This is a genomic window from Spirillospora sp. NPDC029432 (assembly GCF_040703975.1).
Taxonomy (GTDB): Bacteria; Actinomycetota; Actinomycetes; order Streptosporangiales; family Streptosporangiaceae; genus Spirillospora.
On record NZ_JBEZWH010000001.1, the window covers coordinates 82,270 to 106,131 of the forward strand.

General features: G+C 74.3%; 19 protein-coding genes. 15 read left to right on the plus strand and 4 right to left on the minus strand.

The annotated features are described in order from the left end of the window. Positions 1-4 precede the first annotated feature (4 nt). The 9 genes from AB0881_RS00395 (at position 5) to AB0881_RS00435 (ending at position 8,059) form a co-directional block, all read left to right on the plus strand. Positions 5-358 carry a hypothetical protein gene (locus AB0881_RS00395; protein ID WP_366613004.1) on the plus strand — a complete coding sequence of 118 codons (354 nt, stop codon included), beginning with the start codon at positions 5-7 and terminating at the stop codon, positions 356-358. A 124-nt stretch (positions 359-482) separates the two neighbouring features. Then, positions 483-617 carry a hypothetical protein gene (locus tag AB0881_RS00400; protein WP_366613006.1) on the plus strand — a complete coding sequence of 45 codons (135 nt, stop codon included), beginning with the start codon at positions 483-485 and terminating at the stop codon, positions 615-617. Between the two features lie 33 nt (positions 618-650). After that, on the plus strand, positions 651-2,318 hold the full coding sequence (locus AB0881_RS00405) for an AMP-binding protein (RefSeq protein WP_366613008.1): 1,668 nt from the start codon (positions 651-653) through the stop codon (positions 2,316-2,318). A gap of 34 nt (positions 2,319-2,352) precedes the next feature. Then, a complete protein-coding gene (locus AB0881_RS00410) occupies positions 2,353-3,519 on the plus strand; it encodes an acyl-CoA dehydrogenase family protein (protein ID WP_366613010.1) in 1,167 nt (388 codons plus the stop codon). Beyond that, positions 3,516-4,526, plus strand: coding sequence for a bifunctional MaoC family dehydratase N-terminal/OB-fold nucleic acid binding domain-containing protein (locus AB0881_RS00415; protein WP_366613012.1), 1,011 nt, complete (start codon positions 3,516-3,518; stop codon positions 4,524-4,526). The genes AB0881_RS00410 and AB0881_RS00415 overlap by 4 nt, the downstream gene beginning before the upstream one ends. Further along, positions 4,526-5,635, plus strand: a complete 1,110-nt coding sequence (locus AB0881_RS00420; RefSeq protein ID WP_366613014.1) for an acyl-CoA dehydrogenase family protein — start codon at positions 4,526-4,528, stop codon at positions 5,633-5,635. The genes AB0881_RS00415 and AB0881_RS00420 overlap by 1 nt, the downstream gene beginning before the upstream one ends. Beyond that, entirely contained in the window at positions 5,632-6,081 is a 450-nt protein-coding gene (locus tag AB0881_RS00425) for a MaoC family dehydratase (protein WP_366613016.1), read from the plus strand. Before AB0881_RS00420 ends, AB0881_RS00425 begins: the two co-directional genes overlap by 4 nt. Then, a complete protein-coding gene (locus AB0881_RS00430) occupies positions 6,078-7,256 on the plus strand; it encodes a lipid-transfer protein (RefSeq protein ID WP_366613018.1) in 1,179 nt (392 codons plus the stop codon). Before AB0881_RS00425 ends, AB0881_RS00430 begins: the two co-directional genes overlap by 4 nt. Next, positions 7,253-8,059: a MaoC/PaaZ C-terminal domain-containing protein gene (locus AB0881_RS00435; protein WP_366613020.1), complete on the plus strand. Its 807-nt coding sequence runs from the start codon at positions 7,253-7,255 to the stop codon at positions 8,057-8,059. The genes AB0881_RS00430 and AB0881_RS00435 overlap by 4 nt, the downstream gene beginning before the upstream one ends. On the opposite strand, the gene AB0881_RS00440 is transcribed toward AB0881_RS00435, so the two are convergent. After that, positions 8,043-8,807 carry an SDR family oxidoreductase gene (locus AB0881_RS00440; protein ID WP_366613420.1) on the minus strand — a complete coding sequence of 255 codons (765 nt, stop codon included), beginning with the start codon at positions 8,805-8,807 and terminating at the stop codon, positions 8,043-8,045. The genes AB0881_RS00435 and AB0881_RS00440 overlap by 17 nt on opposite strands. 137 nt (positions 8,808-8,944) lie before the next feature. Here AB0881_RS00440 and AB0881_RS00445 point away from each other — a divergent pair, with 137 nt between their 5' ends. Beyond that, on the plus strand, positions 8,945-10,519 hold the full coding sequence (locus AB0881_RS00445; protein ID WP_366613022.1) for a FadD3 family acyl-CoA ligase: 1,575 nt from the start codon (positions 8,945-8,947) through the stop codon (positions 10,517-10,519). Positions 10,520-10,600: 81 nt separating this feature from the next. Here the strand turns inward: AB0881_RS00445 and AB0881_RS00450 are convergent, their stop codons facing one another. Further along, on the minus strand, positions 10,601-11,581 hold the full coding sequence (locus AB0881_RS00450; RefSeq protein ID WP_366613024.1) for an acyl-CoA dehydrogenase family protein: 981 nt from the start codon (positions 11,579-11,581) through the stop codon (positions 10,601-10,603). Further along, the gene (locus tag AB0881_RS00455) at positions 11,578-12,708 is read right to left on the minus strand and encodes an acyl-CoA dehydrogenase family protein (RefSeq protein ID WP_366613026.1); all 1,131 of its coding nucleotides are present in this window, start codon (positions 12,706-12,708) and stop codon (positions 11,578-11,580) included. The genes AB0881_RS00450 and AB0881_RS00455 overlap by 4 nt, the downstream gene beginning before the upstream one ends. 166 nt (positions 12,709-12,874) lie before the next feature. On the opposite strand from AB0881_RS00455, the gene AB0881_RS00460 reads away from it, so the two are divergent. From AB0881_RS00460 to AB0881_RS00475, 4 genes are all read left to right on the plus strand, one after another. Further along, the gene (locus tag AB0881_RS00460) at positions 12,875-13,657 is read left to right on the plus strand and encodes a 2-keto-4-pentenoate hydratase (RefSeq protein ID WP_366613028.1); all 783 of its coding nucleotides are present in this window, start codon (positions 12,875-12,877) and stop codon (positions 13,655-13,657) included. 23 nt (positions 13,658-13,680) lie between these two features. Beyond that, positions 13,681-14,580 (plus strand): acetaldehyde dehydrogenase (acetylating), encoded by a 900-nt coding sequence (locus AB0881_RS00465; RefSeq protein ID WP_366613030.1) that lies wholly within the window; start codon positions 13,681-13,683, stop codon positions 14,578-14,580. 1 nt (position 14,581) lies between these two features. Continuing rightward, positions 14,582-15,619 (plus strand): 4-hydroxy-2-oxovalerate aldolase, encoded by a 1,038-nt coding sequence (dmpG, locus tag AB0881_RS00470; RefSeq protein WP_366613032.1) that lies wholly within the window; start codon positions 14,582-14,584, stop codon positions 15,617-15,619. 124 nt (positions 15,620-15,743) lie between these two features. Next, a complete protein-coding gene (locus AB0881_RS00475; RefSeq protein ID WP_366613034.1) occupies positions 15,744-21,665 on the plus strand; it encodes a tetratricopeptide repeat protein in 5,922 nt (1,973 codons plus the stop codon). Between the two features lie 26 nt (positions 21,666-21,691). Here the strand turns inward: AB0881_RS00475 and AB0881_RS00480 are convergent, their stop codons facing one another. Beyond that, a complete protein-coding gene (locus AB0881_RS00480) occupies positions 21,692-22,687 on the minus strand; it encodes a carcinine hydrolase/isopenicillin-N N-acyltransferase family protein (protein WP_366613036.1) in 996 nt (331 codons plus the stop codon). A gap of 84 nt (positions 22,688-22,771) precedes the next feature. Between AB0881_RS00480 and AB0881_RS00485 the strand changes: the two genes are divergently transcribed. Continuing rightward, a complete protein-coding gene (locus AB0881_RS00485; protein WP_366613038.1) occupies positions 22,772-23,842 on the plus strand; it encodes an RNA ligase (ATP) in 1,071 nt (356 codons plus the stop codon). Positions 23,843-23,862: the final 20 nt, after the last annotated feature.

The window sequence follows — 23,862 nt, forward strand, 5'->3', positions numbered from 1 at the left end:
CGGGATGCTCACCGAGGAACGGCGCACGCAGTTCAAGGACGACGTGGCACGGCAGAAGCTGAAGACCGACCAGGGCAGGCACGACGGCGCGCTGCGCATCGTGGGCGTCCTGCTCATGATCACCGGTGTGGTGGGCGCGTTCGTCTGCTACAACAACTCCCTCGCGCAGGACGACCTGCGCAACGTCGGCTCGTTCCAGGTGATGGCCACCGCGTGGGCGGCCGTCACCGTGATGGGCGCCGCGCTCTACCTGGCGGCCGCGCTGGCCCGCGTGCTGCGCCTGTGGCTGCTGCGGCAGCTGGTGGAGTCCCAGCAGCAGGCCGACCAGCTGACCGCCGCCCTGGAGGGCAAGGCGTAGCCCCGCCGGGGGCTGTCAGCCCGTGAAACTCCCGATCAGCGGGATGGCCGGCATTCCGGCCATCCCGCTGATTTAGCGTCGAGGCCGCCACCCGTTCGGGTGTGTCAACGGAAGGACCCCATACGTGACCGAGTCGACCCGTACCCGAAACGCCCCCGATGCGTCCGCTCCAGCGACGCCCGGGACGGTGGCGCCGCGCGATCGCGCCGTCGGGGCCGCCAGGGACGAGGGGTTCGTGCTCGTTCCGCAGCAGTCCTGACGAGAGGCCGGGAAGCAGAGGGGGAGGGCGAGAGTGCGCGACGAGACGATCGCGGATCTGCTGCTCGCGAGGGTCGGCGACGACCATCCGGGGCTGCGCGACCGCGAGCGGACCTGGACCTGGGACGAGGTCGTCCGGGAGAGCGCCGCGCGCGCCGACCTGGCGCGCGAGCTGCGGCGGGACGGGCCGTTCCACATCGGGGTGCTGCTGGACAACGTGCCGGAGTACGTCCTGTGGCTGGGCGCGGCGGCGCTGTGCGGCGCGACGATCGTGGGGATCAACTCCACCCGGCGCGGGTCGTACCTGGAGCAGGAGGTCCGGCACACCGACCTCCAGCTGCTGATCACCGACGAGGCCGGGGCGAAGCTGCTGGACGGCCTGGACATCGGCGTCCCGCGCGACCGCTTCCTGCTGATCGACGACGGGTCGTACCCCGGGCTGGTCGGCCGCCACGAACTCGCCCCCGAGCGGGTCCCGGAGCGCGACCCGGAGATCACGCCGGAGACGCAGCTGCTCCTGCTGTTCACCTCCGGGACGACCGGCGCGTCCAAGGCGGCGCGCTGCTCGCAGGGGCGGCTGGCGGAGCTGGCCCGCAACAACAGCGCCAAGTACGGCCACTCGCGCGAGGACGTCGCGTACTGCCCGATGCCGCTGTTCCACGGGAACGCGCTGATGGCGCTGTGGGCGCCGATGATGTCGCTGGGCGCGACGATCTGCCTGACGCCCAAGTTCTCGGCGTCCGGCTTCATGGACGACGTCCGCTTCTACGGCGCGACGTTCTTCACCTACGTGGGCAAGGCGATCGCGTACGTGCTGGCCCAGCCGGAGAAGCCGGGCGAGGGCGACAACACGCTCACGCACGCCTTCGGGACGGAGGCGTCGCCGGGCGACAAGAAGGAGTTCCTGCGCCGCTTCGGCTGCCCGCTGGTCGAGGGGTACGGCTCCAGCGAGGGCGCCGGCATGATCAGGCTGTCGAAGGACACCCCGCCCAGCGCGTTCGGCGTGCCCGCCCACGACGGGGTGCGGATCGTCAACCCGGAGACCCGGGAGACCTGCGCGCCCGCCGTCCTGGACGAGCACGGCCGGGTCGCCAACCCCGAGCAGGCGATCGGCGAGATCGTCGACGTGAACGGGGCGGCCAAGTTCGAGGGCTACTACAAGAACCCCGAGGCGAACGCCGAGCGCGTCCGGCACGGCTGGTACTGGACGGGCGACCTCGGCTACCTCGACGAGGCCGGCTTCCTGTACTTCGCGGGCCGGTCCGGCGACTGGATCCGGGTCGACTCGGAGAACATCTCCGCGCTGCTCACCCAGGAGGTCCTGCGCCGGCACGGCAAGGTCCTGGACGCGGTCGCGTTCGGCGTCCCGGACCCGCGCTCGGGCGACCAGGTGATGGCCGCCATGGAGATCCCCGAGGGGGTCGGCTTCGACGACCTCGGCCTGCCCGCGTTCCTGGCGGAGCAGGCGGACCTCGGCACCAAGGGCGCGCCGCGCTTCGTCCGCGTCTCGCACGGCCTCCCGACGACCGGGTCCGGCAAGCTCAGCAAGAAGCAGCTGCAGCTCGAAGGCTGGCGGTGCGACGACCCCGTGTACCGGTGGGCGGGCCGGGGCGCCCCCGCGTACACCCTGATGACCGAGGAGGACAAGGCGGCGCTGCGCGAGGAGTTCGCGGCCAACGGCCGCCTTCGCTTCCTGCCGTGACCCTCCCGCCCCGCTGAACAGAGAAAGGGTCCCCATGGATCTGCGAGAGTCCGCGGCGCATCAGGAGTTGCGCGCGGAACTTCGGGCCTACTTCGCCGAACTGCTGCCGCCCGACGTCCGCCGCCGCGCCGGCGAGGAGGGCGTCGGCGGCGACCACTTCCGCGAGATCGTGAAGATGCTCGGCAAGGACGGCTGGCTCGGCTACGGCTGGCCGGTCGAGTACGGCGGCCAGGGCAAGTCCATCGCCGACCAGTACGTCTTCTTCGACGAGGTGCAGCGGGCCGGGCTGCCGTTCCCGTTCGTCACGGTGAACACCGTCGGCCCGACGCTGATGAGGTACGGGACCGAGGAGCAGAAGAAGCGGTTCCTGCCCGGCATCCTGGCCGGCGACATCGTCTTCGCGATCGGCTACACCGAGCCGGACGCCGGCACCGACCTGGCCTCGCTGCGCACCCGCGCGGTCCGCGACGGCGACCACTACGTCATCGACGGCAGCAAGATCTTCACCAGCGGCGCCAACACCGCCGACCACATCTGGCTGGCCGCGCGCACCGACCCGGACGCCCCCAAGCACAAGGGCATCTCGATCATCACGGTGCCGACCGACGCCGAGGGCTTCTCCTGGAGCCCGATCCAGTGCGTCGGCGGCATGGTGGTCACCGCCACGTACTACAGCGGCGTGCGCGTCCCGGCCGGCAACGTGATCGGCGAGGTCGACGGCGGCTGGCGGCTGATCACCACCCAGCTCAACCACGAGCGGATCGGGCTGGCCGCGCTCGGCGGCCGCATGATCAAGCTGTGGGAGGACGTCGTGGACTGGGCCCGCGAGAACGGCGTCATCGACCTCCCGTGGGTGCGCCAGGACCTCGCCCGCACGCACGCCAAGCTGGAGGCGATGCGGCTGATGAACTGGAAGATGACCGCCACCGTCCAGGCGACCGGCGAGCTGTCCGGCGCGCAGGCGGGCGCGACCAAGACCTACGGGACCGAGACCCACATCGAGGTGCAGCGGACGCTCACCGGGATCCTCGGCGCGGCCGGGCGGATCCGGCCGGAGTCGCCGGGCGCGGCGCTGTACGGGCAGATCGAGCAGCTGTCCCGGCAGGGCATCGTCAACACCTTCGGCGGCGGCGTCAACGAGGTGCTGCGCGACATGGTCGCCACCCAGGGCCTGGGCATGCCCCGATCGAGGCGCTCATGACCGCGGCGGCGCCCGGATCGGACCAGGGCATGGACCAGGACATGGAGTACGAGAGCAGGCTGAAGGCGTTCGAGGGCCGCGAGCTGGTCGCCCCGCGCCCCGGCCAGGACCCGGTGAACGTGCCGATGATCCGGCACTGGGTCGAGGCGATGGAGGACGGCAACCCGGCGTACCTGGACGCGGACGCGGCCCGCGCCACCGGCCGGGACGGCGTCGTCGCGCCCGCGTCGATGGTGCAGGCGTGGACGATGCGCGGGTACGCGGCGTCCGTCCGGCCGGACGAGGGCAGCCGGACGGTCGGCGACGAGCTGACCGACGTGCTCGCCGAGGGCGGCTACACCTCGGTCGTGGCGACGGACTCCGACTTCGAGTTCCACCGCGAGCTGGTGCCCGGCGACCACATCACCGTCCAGGAGGTCGTCGAGTCGATCTCCCCGGAGAAGAAGACCGGGCTGGGCCTGGGCCGCTTCGTCACGACGGTCCGCACGTACCGCGACCAGGACGGCGAGGTCGTCGCCACCCAGCACTGGCGGCTGCTGCGCTTCAAGCCGAAGCCGCCGGCGGAGGCCGCGGCGGCGGAGCCGGAGCAGCCGAAGGCGCTGCGGCCGCGGCCGGCGATCAACCCGGACAACGCGTTCTGGTTCGAGGCGGCCAAGGAGCACCGGCTGGTGATCCAGCGCTGCTCGGCCTGCGAGACGCCCCGGCATCCACCGGGCCCGGCGTGCCCGCACTGCGGCTCGTTCGAGTGGGAGGCCGTCGAGGCGGGCGGCCGCGGCCACGTCTACACGTACGTGGTGAACCACCACCCGCGCCACCCGGCGTTCGACTTCCCGCACGTGGTCGCGGTGGTCGAGCTGGCCGAGGGCACCCGGCTCATCACCAACCTGATCGGCATCGAGCCCGCGGACGTCGAGATCGGCATGCCGGTCGTCCTGGACTGGCTCGACGCCGACCCCGAACTCACGCTTCCGGTGTTCCGGCCGGACACCGCTCAGGAGGAGCGCTGATGGACTTCACGCTTGGCGAGGAACTGGAGGCGGTCCGCGACCTGGCGCGGCAGATCTTCACCGACCGCACCGCGCACGAGCGGCTGCGCGAGGTGGAGGCGAGCGCGGACCGGATCGACGAGACGCTGTGGCGGGAGCTGGCCCAGGCCGGCCTGCTCGGCGTCGCGCTGCCGGAGGAGGCCGGCGGCGCGGGGCTCGGCGTCCCGGCGCTGGGCGTCCTGCTGGAGGAGCAGGGCCGGCACGTCGCGCCCGTTCCGCTGTGGCCGACGCTGGTGGGCGCGCTCGCGCTGGTCTCGTACGGGACCGCCGCGCAGCGGGACGAGCTGCTGCCCGCGCTGGTGGACGGCTCGGGCCGCATCACCGTGGCGCTGGAGGAGTTCGGCCCGCACGACCCGGCCGACCCCCGCACCACGGCGGTGCCCGACGGCGGCGACGCCTGGCGGCTGACCGGCGCCAAGGCCGCCGTCCCGTCCCCGGCCGGGGCCGGGCACGTGCTGGTGTCGGCGCGCCGCGAGGACGGCCGCACCGGCCTGTTCCTGGTGGAGTCCGGCGCGTCCGGCGCGAGCTGGGAGCGCACCGAGACGACCAGCCGCGACATGGCCGGCAACCTGACGCTCGACGGCGCGCCCGCGCGGGAGGTCCCCGGCGAGGGCGCCGCGGCCGGGACGGTCGACCTGGCCAGGATCGCGCTGGCCGCCGTGCAGGTGGGCGTCGCGGACGGCGCGCTCGGGCTGTCGGCGTCGTACCTGCGCGAGCGCGAGCAGTTCGGGCGCCCGCTGGGGTCGTTCCAGGCGGTGCTGCACCAGCTGGCCGACTGCTACATCGAGATCGAGGCGATGCGGGTCTGCGTGTGGCAGGCGATCTCGTCGGCCGGCGCGGACGGGCGGGCCGACTCCTCGGCCGTGCTCGTCGCCAAGTGGTGGGCCGGCGAGGGCGGGCTGAACGTCGTCCACCGCGCCCAGCACCTGCACGGCGGCATCGGCGTGGACGTCGACTACCCGGTGCACCGCTTCTTCCTGTGGGGCAAGCAGATCTCGGGCACGCTCGGCGGCGCCTCGTCCGACCTGGCCCGCCTCGGCGACCGGATCGCGGAAGGGGCGGCCTCGTGACCGTCGTTCCCGCGACCCGGCGGTACGAGGACGTGGCGGTCGGGGACGCGCTCCCCGAGCTGGAGATCCCGCTGACCCGTACCCTCATCGTGGCCACGGCCCTGGCCAGCCGCGACTACCAGGACGTCCACCACGATCCGGGGCTCGCCCAGGAGCGCGGCTCCAAGGACGTCTTCATGAACATCCTGACCAGCAACGGGCTGGTCGAGCGCTACGTCACCGGCTGGGCCGGGCCCGCCGCCGTGGTGAAGCGCATCAAGATCAGGCTGGGCGCGCCCAACTACCCGGGTGACACGATGGTGCTGACCGGCACCGTGACGGCCAAGGACGACGCCGCCCGCCGGGTCGAGATCGAGATCCGCGGCGTCAACGGGATCGGCCCGCACGTGACCGGAACCGTGGCCATCGTCCTCCCGGACGCCCGGCCCGAAGGAGGCGATCAGTGAGCGGCGTGCTCCCGGGCGCGGCGGCCATCGCCGGCATCGGCGCCACCGAGTTCAGCAAGGAGTCCGGCCGCAGCGAGCTGCGGCTGGCCTGCGAGGCGGTGCTGGCCGCCATCACCGACGCCGGGCTCGAACCGTCCGACGTGGACGGGATGGTGACGTTCACCGCCGACACCAGCTCCGAGATCCACATCGCCCGCAACCTGGGCATCGGCGAGCTGAAGTTCTTCTCCCGGATCGGGCACGGCGGCGGCGCCGCCTGCGGCACCGTCCAGCAGGCCGCGATGGCCGTCGCGACCGGGATCGCCGACGTGGTCGTGTGCTACCGGGCGTTCAACGAGCGCTCCGGGACGCGGTACGGGCTGGGCCAGGCCGACCGGCCGATGGATGTCAGCGCCGACCGCGCCGCGTACTCCTGGATGACCCCGTACGGGCTGTCGACGCCCGCGCAGTGGGTCGGGATGTTCGCCCAGCGGTACCTGCACGAGTACAAGGCCACGACCGAGGACTTCGGCCGCGTCGCCGTCGTGGACCGCAAGCACGCGGCGACCAACCCGAAGGCGTGGTTCTACGAGCGGCCGATCACCCTGGAGGAGCACCAGGCGTCCCGCTGGATCGCCGAGCCGCTGCGGCTGCTGGACTGCTGCCAGGAGAGCGACGGCGGGCAGGCGATCGTCGTGGTGTCCGCCGAGCGGGCCCGCGACCTGCCGCACCCGCCCGCGCTGATCTGGGGCGCCGCGCAGGGCTCCGGCAACGACCAGCACATGATGACCAGCTACTACCGGCCGGAGATCAGCGGGATCCCGGAGATGGGGCTGGTCGGGCGGCAGCTGTACGCGCAGAGCGGCCTCACCCCGGCCGACATCGGCGCCGCGATCCTGTACGACCACTTCACCCCGCTCGTCCTGCCGCAGCTGGAGGAACTGGGCTTCTGCGCCCGCGGCGAGGCGAAGGACTTCATCGCCGACGGGCATCTGGAGATCGGCGGGCGGCTGCCGTTCAACACCCACGGCGGCCAGCTCGGCGAGGCGTACATCCACGGGATGAACGGCATCGCCGAGGGCGTCCGGCTGGTCCGCGGCACCTCGGTGAACCAGCCCGGCGAGATCGGGAGCGTGCTGGTCACCGCCGGCACCGGCGTCCCGACCAGCGGCCTGATCCTGGGGGTCGACCGATGAGCGGCGCCGGCGACTGGAAGGGGCGGGACCTCGGCACCCGCACGGTCGCGTACGAGGACCGCGACGCGATCCTGTACGCGCTTGCGGTCGGCGCGAAGGCGACCGACCTGGACCTGGTGTTCGAGGAGCGGATGCGGGTCCTGCCGACGTTCGCGCTGACGCTGGCGCAGTGGGCGCCGGACGCGCTCGGCTCGGCCGGGGCGTTCGACGTCACGACCGCCGTGCACGGCTCGCAGCGGCTCCGCGTCCGCGAGCCGCTGCCGGTCTCCGGTGAGCTGGAGCTGTCGGCGCGGGTGTCGGAGGTCTGGGACAAGGGCCGTGCCGCGATCTTCGAGGTCGCGGTCGAGTGCGCGTACTTCGAGGCCGTCTGGTCGCTGTTCGCCCCCGGGTGCGGCGGCTTCGGCGGCGACCGCGGCCCGTCGTCCGGGAAGCGGCCGGAGAGCGCGCCCGATCTCAAGCTCGCGGTGCCGACATCACCCGACCAGGCGGCCCTCTACCGGCTGCTCGGCGACCGGCACCACATGCACATCGACCCGGAGGCGGCGAAGGCGGCCGGGATGCCCCGCCCGTTCATGCACGGGCTGTGCACGCTGGCCGCGGTCACGCTGCCGCTGGCCCGCGAGCTGGGCGCCGACCCGGCCGCCCTGGCGGAGCTGGACGGCCGGTTCGCGTCCCCGGTCTTCCCCGGCGACGAGCTCGACGTCGCCGCCTGGAAGGACGGCGACGCCCTGCTGTTCGAGGCCGCCGTGGGCGGCACGACGGTCCTCTCGGGCGGCCGGGCCCGGTTCAGCCCTTCTGCTTGACGACGTAGCGGGCGGGGACCTCGCCGCCGCCGTGGACGGCGAGGTCCGCGCCCGTGACGTACGACGACAGGTCCCCGGCCAGGTACAGGCAGGCGTTCGCCACGTCCTGCGGGTCGGCCATCCGCTCCATCGGGATCAGCGCGCTGGTCGCCGCGCCGCCGTCCGCGCCGTAGTTGTGCGCGGCCGCCTCGGTCAGCACCAGGCCGGTGGTGATGTGGTTGATCCGCACCTTCGGCGCCCACTCCAGCGCCAGCGCCTTCGTGAACGCCAGCAGGCCCGCCTTGGCCGCGGTGTACGCGGCGGTGCCCGGCTGCGGGTCGACGGCCGACACGCTGCCGATGTTGATGATCGACCCGCCGGTCTCCTGCGCCTGCATGATCTTGTTGGCGGGCTGCGCCACGTAGAACGGCGCCAGCAGGTTGAGCTGCACGATCCGTTCCACGAACCGCGGCGAGACGGTCGCCGAGTCGGCGTCGGGGGAGCCGCCGGCGTTGTTGACCAGCACGTCCAGCCGGCCGCCCAGCAGCCCGGCCGCCTTCTCCACCATCTCGGCCGCCGCGGTCGCGTCCCGGATGTCGGCGGCCAGGAAGCGCGCCTCGCGGCCGCCGGCGGCCGGCGGCGCCGCGGGCTCGTTCCGGGCGGACACCGCGACCTCGGCGCCCGCCGCCAGGAACGCCCGCGCGATCACCGCGCCGATGCCCTTCGTGCCGCCGGTGACGAGCACCGCCCGTCCGCTCAGGTCCACCACCGTGTTCAACGCTTCTCCTCCGAGGTACGACGACCAGCGCCGCGACCCTAGGCGGGATCGCGGCCCGCCGGGCGGCGAGTACCGGTCACCGGGACGGTCTACCCAGCGGGGGGCGGCGCGGTCCACCATGGGCGGTTATGAGCGAGCAGGAGCTGACGATCCCGCGGGTGCTGGCCCGCGCCGCCGACGCCGACCCGGGCGCGGAGGCGGTCGTGGACGGCGCCGTCCGGGTGACGTACGCGGAGCTGCGCGAGCGCGTGCGCGAGGTGGTGGCGGCGTTCACCGCCGCCGGGGTGCGGCCGGGGGATCGCATCGCGATCTGGGCGCCCAACGGCCTGCGCTGGATCGTGACCGCCATCGGCGCGGCGAGCGCCGGCGTGGCCATGGTCCCGCTCAACACGCGCTACAAGGGCGAGGAGGCCCGGCGGCCGCTCGCCAAGTCCGGCGCCCGGATGCTGTTCGTGGTGGACGGCTTCCTCGGCATCGACTACCCGGCCCTGCTCGGCCTGGACCCGGCGACCGGCACGGTCCCGGAACTGCCGGACCTGGAGGCCGTGGTCACGTTCAACGGCGGTGAGCGGCCGGGGGTGACGTCCTGGGAGGCCTTCACCGGCCGGGGCGCCGAGGTCCCCGTGGAGGACGTGGCCGCGCGGATGGCCGCGGTCCGGCCGGACGACATCGCCGACATCCTGTTCACGTCGGGCAGCACGGGCGTCCCCAAGGGCGTGCTGTCCACGCACGAGCAGAACCTCCGCACGTTCGAGGCGTGGGCCGGGCGCACCGGGCTGCGGCGCGGCGACCGCTACCTGATCGTCAACCCGATGTTCCACACCTTCGGCTACAAGGCCGGCGTGCTGGCCTGCCTGCTCAGGGGCGCCACGATGGTGCTCCAGGACGTGTTCCAGCCCGAGGAGACGCTGCGGCTGATCGAGGCGGAGCGGATCAACGTGCTGCCCGGGCCGCCGACGATCTACACCTCGCTGCTGGAGTCGCCGGACCGCGCCGAGCGCGACCTGTCGTCGCTGCGGCTGGCGGTCACCGGCGCCGCCGACGTGCCCATCGCGCTGGTGCGGCGGATGCGCGCCGAGCTGTTCCCGCAGGTCGTCACCGCGTACGGGCTGACCGAGTCGACCGGCACGGTCACCGTCTGCTCGGTGGACGACGATGACGAGATCATCGCGAACACCTCGGGCCACGCCATCGAGAACGTCGAGGTCGTCGTGGTGGACGGCAAGGGCGAGCCGGTCCCGGCGGGCACCGACGGCGAGATCCACGTGCGCGGCTACAACGTGATGCGGGGCTACCTGGATGACCCGGACGCCACCGCCGAGGCCATCAGGGACGGCTGGCTGGTCACCGGCGACCGCGGCCGGCTGGACGAGCACGGCAACCTCACGATCACCGGCCGGTCCAAGGAGATGTTCACGGTCGGCGGCTTCAACGTGTACCCGGCCGAGATCGAGAACGTCCTCCTCCGGCACGACGCCGTGGTGGAGTCGGGCGTCACCGGCATCCCGGACGAGCGGCTGGGCGAGGTCGCGCGCGCGTACGTCCGCGTCCGCGCGGGCCGTTCCGTGACCGCCGACGAGCTGATCGCCCACTGCCGCGAGCGGCTGGCCAACTTCAAGGTGCCCCGGGAGGTCGTCTTCGTGGAGGACCTGCCGAAGAGCGCGGCCGGCAAGGTCCAGCGCGCCGCCCTGAAGGACCTGTAGAGACTTGTAGAGACCTGTTGAACGCGCGGAAGCGCCCCCGCGTCGCCTCTGGGCGGCCCGCAGGGGCGCTTCGCCGTCCGGTCAGATGGCGGCGGCCACCCTCGCCCGGTGCTCGGCGGGGGAGCCCCAGGCCGAGTGCAGGGCGCGGGCCTTGCGGATCCACAGCGACGGGTCGTACTCGTCGGTGTAGCCGATCGCGCCGTGCACCTGGAGCGCGACCTTCGCCGCCTTGTACGAGGCGTCCGACGCGGCGACCTTGGCCGCCGACACGTCCCGCGCGAACTCCGGCGTCCCGTACGCCAGCGCCGCGCCGAACAGCAGCGGCCGGGCGAACTCCAGCTCCACCAGCGCGCCCGCGAGATGGTGCTTGATCGCCTGGAACTCGCCGATCGGGCGGCCGAACTGCTTGCGCGTCTTGGCGTACTCGACCGACACGTCCAGCAGGGCGCGGCCGAGGCCGACCTGCTGCGCCGCGCACATCAGGACGCCGAAGTCGTACGCCGCCCCGGTGGCCGCGCGCGCCGCGTCCCCTTCGGCCAGCGCCTCGCCGGGCGTGACGCGGAACAGCCGCCGCGCCGGGTCCAGCGGCTCGGCGACCGGGCGCTTCTCGGCCGTCCCCGCGCGCACGGCGCCGTCCGCGACCAGGACGAGGCCGGCGGCGCCGGCGTCCAGCGCGTACGGGACGGCCGGCGGCAGCGCCAGCGAGACCAGCGCCTCGCCCTCGGCGATCCTCGGCAGCCACTCCGCGGCCGCGCCCGCACCGGACCTGGCCAGCAGCTCGGCGGCGGCCAGCGTCTCCACGACCGGCCCGGGGACGGCGTGCCTCCCGAGCACCTCCATCGCGGTGACCAGCTCGACGGGGAGCGGCCCGGCGCCGCCGTGCTCCTCCGGTACGGCCAGCGCGAACACCCCGGCCTCGGCGACCGACGCCCACAGCGCCCGGCCGGGGCCGGTCTCGCCGCCGCCCCAGACGCGGATCGCCTCGGCGGTGCCGGCCTCGGCCAGCAGCTTGTGCAGGGTCTCGCCGAACATCTTCTGCTCGGCGTCCAGGACGAACCTCACCGCGCCCCCCTCGGCAGGCCGAGCAGCCGCTCGGCGATCACGTTCAGCTGGATCTCGTTGGTGCCGGCGTAGATCGGGCCGGCCAGCGAGAACACGTAGCCCTCCAGCCAGGCCGAGTCGAGCTCGCCGTCCGCGCCGAGCAGGTCGAGCGCGGTCTCGTGCAGCGCCACGTCCAGCTCCGACCAGAACACCTTGTTCAGGCTGGCCTCGGCGCCGATGTCGTCGGTGCGGGAGATCGTCTCGAAGCCCTTGAGCCGGTACGCGCGGGACCGGATCCAGGCGTCCGCGACCCGGTCGCGCAGCGCGGTGTCGGACGGCTCGGCCCGCTCCCGCCACAGCGCGGCCAGCCGCTCGGCCGCCGCCGTGAACCGGCCCGGGCTGCGCAGCGTGAGGCCGCGCTCGTTGCCGGCCGTGGCCATCGCGACCCGCCAGCCCTGCCCGGCCTCGCCGATCACGTCCGCGTCGGGGACGAACACGTCGTCCAGGAACAGCTCGGCGAACGCCGGCTTGCCGTCCAGCCGGCCGATGGGGCGTACGGTGACGCCCTTCGCGTCCAGCGGGAACATCAGGTACGTGAGGCCCTTGTGGCGCTCGGAGTCGGGGTCGGAGCGGAACAGCCCGAAGCCCCGGTCGGCGAACGCGGCGCGCGAGCTCCACGTCTTCTGCCCGTTGAGGAGCCAGCCGCCGTCGGTGCGCGTCGCGGTGGCCCGCAGCGCGGCCAGGTCGCTGCCCGCGCCCGGCTCCGACCACGCCTGCGCCCAGATGACCTCGCCCGCCGCCATCGGGGGGAGGATGCGTTCGAGCTGCTCGGGCGTGCCGTGCTCGAACAGCGTCGGCGCCAGCAGGTTGATGCCGTTCTGGCTCACCCGGCCGGGCGCCTCGGCGGCGTAGTACTCCTCCTCGAACACCAGCCACTGCAGCGGGGTCGCGCCCCGCCCGCCGTACCGCTCCGGCCACGAGACCACCGACAGCCGGGCCTCGCCCAGCGCCCGCTCCCACTCCCGGTGCGCCGCGAAGCCCTCTTCGGTCTCCAGCGACGGCAGCGGCTCGGCGGGGACGTGCTCGCGCAGCCATGCCCGAACCTCGGCCCGCAGCTCCCGCTCGGCCGGCCCGAACTCAAGATCCATTCTGTGCCGCCTTCTCTGACGCAGCTCTCTCTGATGCGGCCCTCATCGGCCTGGCACTCTCCGGCACCCTATCTTTCTAACAACTGTTTGGTAGAGTAACGGTCCCGCTCCCGGCCAGTGGGATCGGGGGCGGCGTCCGGCGCGCGGGGTCCGTAGCGTCGCGGTCATGCTGACCGAGGAACGGCGCCGCGAAGCCGCCGACCGCCTGTGGGCCGCGGAGCTGGAACGGCGGCCGATCGACCCGCTCATCGAGACCTACCCGGGCATCGACGTCGTCGACGCCTACGAGATCCAGCTGCTCAACATCCGCCGCAGGCTCGCGGCCGGGGGCGCTGTCAAGGGGCACAAGGTCGGGCTGTCGTCCAAGGCGATGCAGCAGATGATGGGCGTGGACGAGCCCGACTACGGGCACCTGCTGGCCGACATGGAGCTGCGCGAGGACGAGCCGGTGCTCGCGAGCGCGTACTGCCGCCCCCGGGTCGAGGTCGAGGTCGGCTTCGTGCTGGGCGCGGACCTGCCCGGCGAGGACTGCACCGAGGCCGACGTGCTGGCCGCCACCGAGCGCGTCGTGCCGTCCCTGGAGCTGATCGACAGCCGGATCGCGGACTGGCGGATCAAGCTGGCCGACACCATCGCCGACAACGCCTCCTCGGCCGGCTACGTGATCGGCGAGGGGCGCTCGCCCGAGGGGCTGGACCTCAAGGCGATCGACGCGACCCTGTACCGGGCGGGCGAGACGATCGTGTCCGGCCGCTCCGACGCGGTGCTGGGCGACCCCGTCATCGCCGTCGCCTGGCTGGCCCGCAAGGTCGCCTCGTTCGGCGTCCGGCTCCAGGCGGGGCACGTCGTGCTGCCTGGCTCCTGCACCCGTGCGATCGACGTCGCCGCCGGCGAGACGTACACCGCCGACTTCACCGGGCTCGGCTCGGTCTCCCTGACCTTCAAGTGATCCCAGCCCCCTAAGGAGTGACCATGGCGGTGACCGCCGCGATCGTCGGGCCGGGCAACATCGGCACCGACCTGCTGTACAAGCTGATGCGCAGCGAGCGCATCGAACCCCGCTACATGGTGGGCGTCGACCCCGAGAGCGAGGGCCTGGCCCGCGCGTCCCGGCTCGGCCTGGAGGCCAGCCACGAGGGCATCGACTGGCTGCTGTCGCGTCCCGAGAAGCCGGACCTGGTGTTCGAGGCGACCTCGGCGTACGTGCACCGCGCCGCCGCGCCGCGCTACAAGGAGGCCGGCATCCGGGCGATCGACCTGACCCCGGCCGCCGTCGGCCCCGCCGTCGTGCCGCCCGCCAACCTGCGCGAGCACCTGGACGCCGACAACGTCAACCTGATCACCTGCGGCGGCCAGGCGACGATCCCGATGGTGTACGCGGTGTCGCGGGTCGTCCCGGTCGAGTACGCCGAGATCGTCGCCTCGGTGGCGTCGGACTCCGCCGGCCCCGGCACCCGCGCCAACATCGACGAGTTCACCCGGACGACCGCCAAGGGCATCGAGACCATCGGCGGCGCCAAGCGCGGCAAGGCGATCATCATCCTCAACCCGGCCGAACCGCCCGTGATCATGAAGGACACGGTGTTCTGCTCGATCCCCGAGGACGCCGACCAGGACAAGATCGTTCAGTCGATCAAGGACGTGGCCGCCGACGTGGCCGGGTACGTGCCGGGCTACCGGCTGCGCGCCGAGCCGCAGTTCGAGGAGGCCTCCGCCGTCAACGGCGGGATGGCCCGGGTCGCCATCTTCCTGGAGGTCGAGGGCGCGGGCGACTTCCTGCCGCCGTACTCCGGGAACCTGGACATCATGACCGCCGCCGCCACCCGCGTCGGCGAGGTCCTCGCCGAAGAGATCGAGAAGGGGGAGAGCTGAGATGGCGTACACGGACAAGCCCTACTCGGACACGCTGGACATCCGCGTCACCGACTCCTCGCTGCGGGACGGCTCGCACGCCAAGCGCCACCAGTTCACGCTCGACCACGTCACCTCGGTCGTGGCGGCGCTGGACGAGGCCGGCGTCCCGGTCATCGAGGTCACCCACGGCGACGGGCTGGGCGGCTCGTCGTTCACCTACGGGTTCTCGCACACCGACGAGCAGGAGCTGATCAAGGCCGCGGTCAAGACCGCCACCCAGGCCAAGATCGCGTTCCTGATGCTGCCCGGCGTCGGCGTCAAGGACGACATCCGCGAGGCCGCCGACAACGGCGCGTCCGTCTGCCGCATCGCCACCCACTGCACCGAGGCGGACGTCTCCATCCAGCACTTCGGCCTGGCGCGCGAGCTGGGGCTGGAGACCGTGGGCTTCCTGATGATGTCCCACTCGCAGCCGCCGGAGGTGCTGGCCAAGCAGGCGCGGATCATGGCCGACGCGGGCTGCCAGTGCGTCTACGTGGTCGACTCGGCCGGCGCGCTGATCCTGGAGGACACCTCCGACCGCATCTCCGCGCTGGTCGCCGAGCTGGGCGACGACGCGCAGGTCGGCTTCCACGGCCACGAGAACCTCGGCCTCGGCGTCGCCAACAGCGTCGCCGCCGTCCGCGCGGGCGCGCTCCAGATCGACGGCTCGGTCCGCCGGCTGGGCGCCGGCGCCGGCAACACGCCGGTCGAGGCGTTCGTCGCCGTCTGCGAGAAGCTCGGCATCCGCACCGGCGTGGACGTCTTCAAGATCGTGGACGCGGCCGAGGACGTGGTCCGCCCGGTCATGGACTCCGAGTGCCTGCTCGGCCGGATGGAGATCATGATGGGCTACGCGGGGGTCTACTCCAGCTTCCTCAAGCACGCCGCCCGGCACGCCGAGCGCTACGGCGTCTCCGGCGCCGAGATCCTGGTGCGCGCCGGCGAGCGCAACCTCATCGGCGGCCAGGAGGACCAGCTCATCGACATCGCGCTGGAGCTCGCCGCCGAGAAGTAGCCGAAGGGGCCGAAGGAGCCGAGGAGAGCCGCTTACCTGCGGAAAACCTGGAATCCATGCGTTCTGTCGGGCGGGTGGTGAATGATCACCTGCACACGACTTCCGTTCTCTAGGGGTTTCAGGCATGTCTTCGTGGGCCGGACGGCTCGAATCGGCGAACGCGGCGCGGCAGCGGCAGGACGAAGGGGAGCAGCGGGCGGCCGCCGCCATGGAACGCCTCCGCGAGGGCGACACCGGCGGGGCCCGCAGGCTGCTCCGCCGGGTGGTCGACGAGGCGGGCGGCGGGGCGGCCAACCGCGCCGCCGCCATGCTGGCCACGCTGGAGCTGGCCGAGGGCGACCCGGAGCAGGCGGACGAGCTGCTGGAGTACGTCGCGGCCGGCCCCGACCTCGCCGACGGCTTCGTCGCCGCCCTGCAGCGGCACCTGATGGCCGAGGGCGAGCCGTACCATCCGGTGCTCGGCTGCCTGATCGACCACCTGCGGCTGGGCGCGGAGACCGGCGTCGCCCGGTACGAGGAGGCCGCCCGCCATCCCGACCCGGCGGTGTCCGCGCTCGCCAAGGTCATGCTGGCGCACGCGCACCTGCTGCGCGGCGAGCCGCACTCGCGGACCGCCGCGCTGCTCGGCGAGGCCGCGGCGGCCGGCGACCCGCGGGCGCTGTCGTACGCGGCGCTGCTGTCGTGGCTCGTCCGGCCCGCCGCCGAGGCCGCCGAGATCATCGCGCTGCTGCGCCGGGCGCGGGCCGGGGGCGAGCCCGCCCTGGCCCCATGGATCGCGCTCGCGGCCGGCGCGGCGCTGGCGCACCGCGACCCGGACGAGGCGCGGTCCGCGTACGAGACCGCCGCCCGCCACCCCGGCCTGGCCCCGGCGGCGGCCGAGGGGATCGACGCCATCGCGGCGGCCGGCGCCGCGGCCGACGAGCGCCGGCGGGCGCTGGCCGCCGCCGAGCCCGGCACCGGCGAGCACGCGGAGCTGCTGGGCGCCGCGGTCGGCGCGCTCGTCGACGCCGGCCGCGTCGCCGAGGCGCGCGAGCTGCGGGCGCGGGCCGTGGAATCGGTGTCCGGCGACGGAGTGCACGCGGACGTGCTGATCGGCTGGGACCTGTACGACAAGGGACGGCTCGACCTCGCCGCCGAGCTGTTCGGCACGGCCATCGCCAACGGCGCCGAAGAGGGCGACGACGCCGAGAGCGTGGGGCGCGCGTGCGCCCTGCTGGGCCGGATCCGCGCCGCCCAGGGCGATACGGCCGAGGCCGCCCGGCTGGCCCGGCGGGCCGCCGCGCTGTTCGAGCGCCGGCAGGAGACCCACGAGGATGCCGGGGCGGCCGAGGCCGCGGGCGAGCTGCTCGCCCAGGCCATGTTCGATCTCGGCGACCACCTGGCCGCGGCCGGTGACGAGGACGGCGCGCGCGAGGCGTACGAGCGGGCCGCCCAGGGCCCCGGCCTGATGGAGCTCAGGGTGCGCGAGCGGCTGGGCACCGCGGGCCCGGCCGACCGCGCCGTGATCAGGCTCCACGACGGCGACCGGGCGGGCGCGCTGGAACTGCTCACCGAGGACTACGGCGAGCCCCTGCTCGCCGAGCTGCACGTAGCGCTGTTCGAGGACGACCTCGCGGCGGTCCGGACGCTGGTCCGGGCCGGGGCGGGCTCGGGGCGTGCGGGCGAGCTGCTCGCCGAGGCGGCCGTGGAACGGCTCCGCGTGGACGGCGACGACCGGAACGGCGCCCGCGACCTGTACGAGCTGGCGCTGGAGTCCGCGCCGCCCGAGCCCGTGACCTGGATGTGCGGGACCTTCGGCTTCCACTACGGGCAGGCCGGCGACCTGGAGACGGCGATCGAGGTGCTGGAGCGCGGCGCCGCCGCCGAGCATCCGGCCGCGCTCGACTGCCTGCGCGATCTGGTCGTGCTGCTGGAGTCGTACTCCGGCGAGCGGGACCACCCCGCGCTGGAGCCAGCCGCGCGGCGGGCCGTCGCGAGCGGCGACTCCGAGACGGTCGGCGTCGGCGCCTGGGCGCTCGCCGACCTCTGCGCGCGCCGCGACGACCTCGCGGCGGCCAGGGACCACTACCGGCTGGCCCTGGAGCACGCCCACCCGGAGTCCGAGCCACGGATCCGGGCGCTCTACGGCGCCACGCTGGAGCGGCTGGGCGAGACCGAGGCCGCGTACCGCGAGATGGAGGCCGTGCTGGTCTCCGAGGACATCGGCATGGTGATGCTGGCGGGCCTCCAGCTGGGCACCTGGCTGGCGAACGGCGGCGACCTCGCCCGCGCCGCCGAGGCGTTCGGCACCGCGGCGGCCGCCGGGCAGGCGAACCCGGACCCGAGCGAGACCGAGGACGACCACCACCAGCAGGCGCTCAACAACCTGGGCGCCGTGGCGGAGGACGCCGCCGCCGCGGGCGACCCGGCCCTGGCCGTCCGCGCCCTCCACTTGGCCGCCGTCGGCGGCGCGCCCGGCGACGCTGCCAGGCTGGCCCAGGAGTACGCGGCCGCCGCCGAGGAGAACGGCGACCCGGCCGCCGCCCGCGTCTACCGCGAGGGCGCCGCGGCCGTCCCGCCCCCCGGCGGCCAGGCGCCCCAAACGGCAGCGCCGGCCGGGACGCCGGACGGCACCCTGGGCGGGCTGCCGGTCGTGAAGGCGGTCGAGCCGCCGGCCGCGGCGACGGAGAGCACGGAAGGCGGCGACCTCGAGCGCGACCTCGAGCAGGACCTCGAGCCCGACTTCGAGCGCGCCTTCGAGCTGGAGGCGGACGGCGACCTCGCGGGCGCGATCGCGGCGTTCGGCCGGGTGGCCACCACCGGTACGGGCGACGACGCCGAGATCTCCGCGAACAACGCGGTGGCGCTGGCGGTCCGGGCGGCCGAGGCCGGCGAGCACGAGGCCGCGATGCACGGGTTCGCGAAGGGCGCCGAGGCGGGGCTCTACTCGGACGTCGTCTTCCTGGCCTGGGAGGCCGCGCTGCGCGCCACCGCCGCGGGCGACATTCCGGCGGCCCACGCCTACTACGGCACCGCGCTCGGCCTCGACGCGGGCCCGGACGGGCCGGACGCCGACCTGATCCGCGAGCTGGAGGACGCGCGAGCGATCCTGCCCGAGCCCCGCCCCGAGCTGGAGGGCCTGTACGAGGCGCTGCGCGGTGACGACCCGGCGGCCGTACGGCCCGCGCTCGAAGCCCTGAAGGGCACCGCGCACGCCGGGGCCGCGGCCGCGACGGTGATCGCCGTGTCCCGTGCCCGCCGTTCCGGCGACCGGGACGGCGCCCGCGCGCTGCTGCCGTCCGTCACCGAGCTGGCCCCGCCGGAGCAGGCAGCCGTCGCCTGGGACGACCTGGGCGACCTCACCGACGACCCGGCCGCCGCCGTCGAGGCGTACCGGAACGGCGCCGCGATCGACCACCCCGCCGCGTACCCGGCGCTGCGCAGCCTGTGCTGGGCGCTCTACAGGGGGGACGACCTCGACGCCGCCGTGGAGGCCGCCGGGCGCGCCCTGGCGACCGGCGACCCCGAGACCGTGGCCCACGGGCACCGCGTCCTGGGCCGGGTGCGGATGGAACGCGAGGACCCGGAGGGCGCGGTACGGGCGTACCGGCAGGGCCTGGAGGCCGCCGGGACGGGCGGCACCGCCATGCGGATCCGCCTCGACCTGTCGCTGGCGCTGCACGAGCTGGGCGAGGACGAGGCGGCCGCGGCCGAGGCGCGGCGCGTCCGGGACGAGTCCGGCGACGAGGAGCAGGCCGCCAAGGCCGAGTCCTACCTCGGCAACATTGCGTACCAGGGCGGCGACAAGCCCGCGGCGCTGGAGGCGTTCGGCCGGGTCGCGGTGCTGGAGGCGGCGGAGGGCACGCGGCTGTCGGACATCGTCGACACCGCGAGGAACAACGTGATGGCGATCGCGATCGAGGCGGGCAAGGCGGGCGACCGCGCGACCGCGGTCCGGGGCATGGTCCTCGCCGCGCGGGCGGGCGTCGGCGACGGCCCGGTGGACGCGGCACGCCGGGTCGCCTTCATGGTCGGCGACACCGACGGGGACGCCGCCGACGCGTTCCTGGCGACCCTGGTCGGCGTCGACCCCGAGCACGACCACGTCATCCGGGAGGCCCTGGACGGCGCGGCACCGCAGGGGCTGTCGCCGGAGCTCCAGGCGATCCTGGACGAGCACGAGGGCGAGGAGGGCTCGCTGGCCGAGCCGCTGCTCCAGCTGATGCGCGACCACGCCGGCACGCACGACGCGGCCGAGACCGGGCGGCGGATCATCCGTACCGCGCGGATGACCGCCTCGTACGACTCCGAGCAGGCGATCGGGATCCTGCGCGCGGTCGCCGAGCACGGCGACCCGGCCGAGGCCGCCACGGCGTACGACGACATCGGCGACCTGTACGGCGAGCTGGACGACCCGGCCGCCGCGATCGAGGCGTACCGGAAGGGCAGCGAGATCGACGACCCCGCCGCGCTGGTCCCGCTGCGCAGCCTGCTGGTCGCGCTGCTGGAGGCGGCGGACCACGACGGCGTCGCCGAGCACGCGCAGCGCGCGGTGACCAGCGGCGATCCGCAGACCGTGGCGGCCGGCTACTGGATGTGGGGCGACTCGCGGCACATGCGCGGCGACACCGACGGGGCGCGGCGGCTGTACCGGCAGGGCATCGGCGCCGCGGGCCCGGAGCTCGCCGCGCGGATCCGCCTCGACCTGGCCCGCACGCTGCGCGACCGGGAGGAGAACGCCGACGCCCGCGCCGAGCTGGACCTCGCCGCGGCGGCCGGCGAGCCGGACGTCCGCGCCAGGGCGGGCACCCTGCTGGGCCAGTGGGCGTTCGAGGACGGCGACCTCGCGGCGGCGGCCGAGGCGCTCGGCCAGGTGGCGGCGATGGGCTCGGACGGCGACGGGGACGGCGAGGACGACGCGCTCGCCGAACTCGTCGAGTCGGCCGCCGGGAACCTCGTGGTCGTCGCGAACAACGCGTACGCCGAGGGGCGGCACGAGGTGGCCGTGCGGGCGCTGACGCTGGCGGCCCGCGCCGGCGACCCCGAGCTCCCGCTGCGCGTCGCGCACCGGCGCGCCACCGAGCTGACCGAGGACGGCGACCGCGCGGCGGCCATGCTGTACGTCGAGGGCACCGTGCGGTTCGCGCCCGGCGAGCCGGACCCGGAGCGGGAGCTGGAGCTGGCGGCGCTCTTCGCCGAGGCGGACCAGCCCGCGAAGGCGCGGGAGATCTGCGAGCGGCTGGCCGGCCACCCCGACGGCAAGGCGCGGCTGCGCGCGCTGAGCACGCTCGTCCAGCTGCTCGGCCGGTACGGCGACGACGCGGAGCTGGCGGCGGCCACCCACCGGCTGAACGAGGCGGCCGCCGGGCTCGGCGTCGACGAGCCGCGGCTCGCGAGCATGTTCGGCATGATGCAGGCCGACCGCGGCGACCCGCGAGTCGGGCTGCGCGTGCTGCGCACCGCCGCCGGATCCGGCGAGCCGGGAGCGGTCTGGGCACTCGGGGACGCGCTGGTGAACGCGGGCGAGCACGCCGGGGCGCGGGAGGTGCTGGCCCCGCTGAGCGGCGCCGAGTCGCGGTTCGGCCGGCTGGCCAGGGTCACGCTCGGCCGGAGCTACCACGACGATGACCCCGCCCGTGCCCGCGAGCTGTACCTGGCCGCGATCGACGCGCCCGGAGAGGAGAACCCGGTCGCCGTCGAGCTGGCCAGGATGTACCTCGGCTCGCTGGCCAAGCGCGAGCGCGACTGGCCGGAGGCGCTGCGCTGGTACCAGGCGGTGATCGACACCGAGGACGGGCAGCAGCGCGCCATGGCCGCCGCGCACCTGGGCGAGCTGGCGTACTGGCTGGACGACCGCGACGGCGCGGTGCGCTTCTACGAGCGGTGCCTGGATATCGGCACCGGCGACGCCGAGCTGCTGGGCGAGTCCGCGTACCGGCTGGGCGAGCTGCGGTACGGCGCGGGCGAGGTGGACCGGGCCCGCGGGCACCTGCGCGACGCGCTGGCCTCCGGCCACGAGGGCTTCGCCGAGCAGGCGCGCGTGCTGCTCGCCAAGCTCGACGGCTGACCCCCGCGCCGCGCCTTCCGCCGGTCTCAGGACAGGCGGAAGGTGCGGCGCTCGCCGTAGTCGCGGTCCAGCACGACGTGGACGGTACGGTGCCGCAGCTCGTACACCGCCGACCAGCGCGTGTGCGGCTGGGCGACCTTCGCGAGCAGGTCCATCGCGCCGTCCGGGACGAGCACGCCGCCGGTGGCCCGCATCCGCGCGGCGATGGCCGAGTAGCGGTCGTCGGAACGCCTGGTGTCCTCGCCGGCGCCGGTCAGCGTGAAGTTCGTCATGGCGTGCCAGGCGCCCGCGCCCCTGACCACGCGGAGCCGGCCGTCCACGTACTCGACGGCCGCCGACCGCCCGGCCGCGTCCGCGATCAGGTAGTGCAGCGCGGGCTCGCCCGGGTCGAACGCGACGTCGTGGCGGCCGAACACGGCGATCGCCTCGTCGACCGTACGAGCCCGGTCCAGGGCGAGCCGCTGGATCCGGACGCTGCCGACCACCGGCCGGCCGGAGGTGCGGGGCGGCCGTGCGCTCGGCACCTGCGCCATGCCCACGGCCAGCCCGTGCCGGTTCATGCCGTCGAAGGGCAGCACGGCGGCGCGCAGCAGCTTGCGGCGCAGCGCCGGATCGGTGGTGATCCGCGCGGTGTCCGCGCCGGTGATCCCCAGGTACGAGATGTCGACCAGGGAGATCGAGTCGCGCGTCCGGAGGACCATCGCGGGATTGGCGGTCCAGTCGAAGTTGCGCCCGAACAGCGGCCCGCGCGGGCCGTTCGCCGCGACGAACAGCGAGCAGGCCAGCGGCCGGTCCGTACGCGGCGGGGCGGCGGCCGGGCGCAGCGGATCGTACGGCGCGTACAGGGTCATCTCCAGCAGCGGATGCGCCGGATCCAGCACGCGCAGGGTGGCCAGGCTGCGCCGCTCGTCCGCGGTGAACGCGTCCCCGCCCCGGTCCGGCCACCACAGCACGACCGGCACCGCGACGGCCAGCGCGACGGCCAGCGCGGCGAGCGCGGCACCCACCCGGAAACGGCTCACCCCTTCGCTCTAACACCGGGGAAAGCGCCCGGCAAGACCGATAACCGGTTGCTCGCCACATATGGCCGTTGCCACCCTCTCCGCATGTCCACTTTTCGAGTCACCGCGGAGCGGCTCACGATCCACCCGCACGAGAACGCCGACGCCCTCGAACTGGCGCAGGTCGGTCTCTACCGGGCGGTCGTGGCGAAGGGCCGGTACCGCACCGGCGACTGGGCGCTCTACATCCCCGAGGGCGCGCTCCTCCCGGACGACCTGATCGCCGAGCTGGGCCTCACCGGCCGGCTGGCGGGCGCCCTGCGGAACCGGGTGAAGGCCGTGCGGCTGCGCGGCGAGCTGTCGCAGGGCATCGTGTGCGTTCCCGAGGCCGTCCGGGACGTGGACCTGTCCGCCGCCGCGGACCGGGACTTCGCCGCCGAGCTGGGCGTGACCAAGTGGATCCCGCCGGTCCCGGTGCACATGGCGGGCGACGTCGTCTCCGCCCCGGAACTCCTGCGCTGGATCGACATCGAGGACATCAAGCGCTACCCGGGCATCTTCGAGCCCGGCGAGCCGGTCGTCGCCACGGAGAAGATCCACGGGTCGGCCTGCCTGTTCTCGCTGGTCGGCGATGAGGGCTACGTGTCGTCCAAGGGCTTCGGCTCCAAGAACCTCGCGCTCGCGCACAACCCGAAGAACCTCTACTGGCGGGCGATCGAGGCGTACGAGGTCGCCGCCGCGGCCCGCCGGATCGCCGAGATGTTCGGCGCGTCCAGGGTCGGGGTGTTCGGCGAGGTCTTCGGCAAGGGCGTGCAGGACCTCGCGTACGGGGCCGACGCCACGGGCCGGCGCGTCGGCTACGCCGTCTTCGACATCGCCGTCGCCGCCGGCGTGGAGCCGCGGCGCTGGCTGGACCCGGCCGAGCTCACCGCGGCGCTCGCCGAGGTCGGGCTACCCGCCGTGCCCGTCCTGTACGAGGGCCCGTACGACGAGGCGGCGCTGATGGAGCTGGCCGCGGGCCGCGAGACCGTCTCGGGCACCGGGGCGCACCTGCGCGAGGGCCTGGTCGTGCGTCCCGCCAGCGGCCGCCACAGCGACATCCTCGGCGGCCGCGCCATCGCGAAGTTCGTGTCCCCCGCCTACCTCACCCGGAAGGGCGGCACGGAATACGAGTGAACGACGAGTGAGCGACGACC

What these genes read in the sequence shown, in the direction of transcription:
- AB0881_RS00395 (WP_366613004.1), top strand. Translation starts at nt 5, where the DNA reads ATGCTCACCGAGGAACGGCGCACGCAGTTCAAGGACGACGTGGCACGG.
- AB0881_RS00410 (WP_366613010.1), top strand. Translation starts at nt 2,353, where the DNA reads ATGGATCTGCGAGAGTCCGCGGCGCATCAGGAGTTGCGCGCGGAACTT.
- AB0881_RS00415 (WP_366613012.1), top strand. Translation starts at nt 3,516, where the DNA reads ATGACCGCGGCGGCGCCCGGATCGGACCAGGGCATGGACCAGGACATG.
- AB0881_RS00420 (WP_366613014.1), top strand. Translation starts at nt 4,526, where the DNA reads ATGGACTTCACGCTTGGCGAGGAACTGGAGGCGGTCCGCGACCTGGCG.
- AB0881_RS00435 (WP_366613020.1), top strand. Translation starts at nt 7,253, where the DNA reads ATGAGCGGCGCCGGCGACTGGAAGGGGCGGGACCTCGGCACCCGCACG.
- AB0881_RS00445 (WP_366613022.1), top strand. Translation starts at nt 8,945, where the DNA reads ATGAGCGAGCAGGAGCTGACGATCCCGCGGGTGCTGGCCCGCGCCGCC.
- AB0881_RS00455 (WP_366613026.1), bottom strand. Translation starts at nt 12,708, where the DNA reads ATGGATCTTGAGTTCGGGCCGGCCGAGCGGGAGCTGCGGGCCGAGGTT.
- AB0881_RS00460 (WP_366613028.1), top strand. Translation starts at nt 12,875, where the DNA reads ATGCTGACCGAGGAACGGCGCCGCGAAGCCGCCGACCGCCTGTGGGCC.
- AB0881_RS00465 (WP_366613030.1), top strand. Translation starts at nt 13,681, where the DNA reads ATGGCGGTGACCGCCGCGATCGTCGGGCCGGGCAACATCGGCACCGAC.
- dmpG (WP_366613032.1), top strand. Translation starts at nt 14,582, where the DNA reads ATGGCGTACACGGACAAGCCCTACTCGGACACGCTGGACATCCGCGTC.
- AB0881_RS00475 (WP_366613034.1), top strand. Translation starts at nt 15,744, where the DNA reads ATGTCTTCGTGGGCCGGACGGCTCGAATCGGCGAACGCGGCGCGGCAG.
- AB0881_RS00485 (WP_366613038.1), top strand. Translation starts at nt 22,772, where the DNA reads ATGTCCACTTTTCGAGTCACCGCGGAGCGGCTCACGATCCACCCGCAC.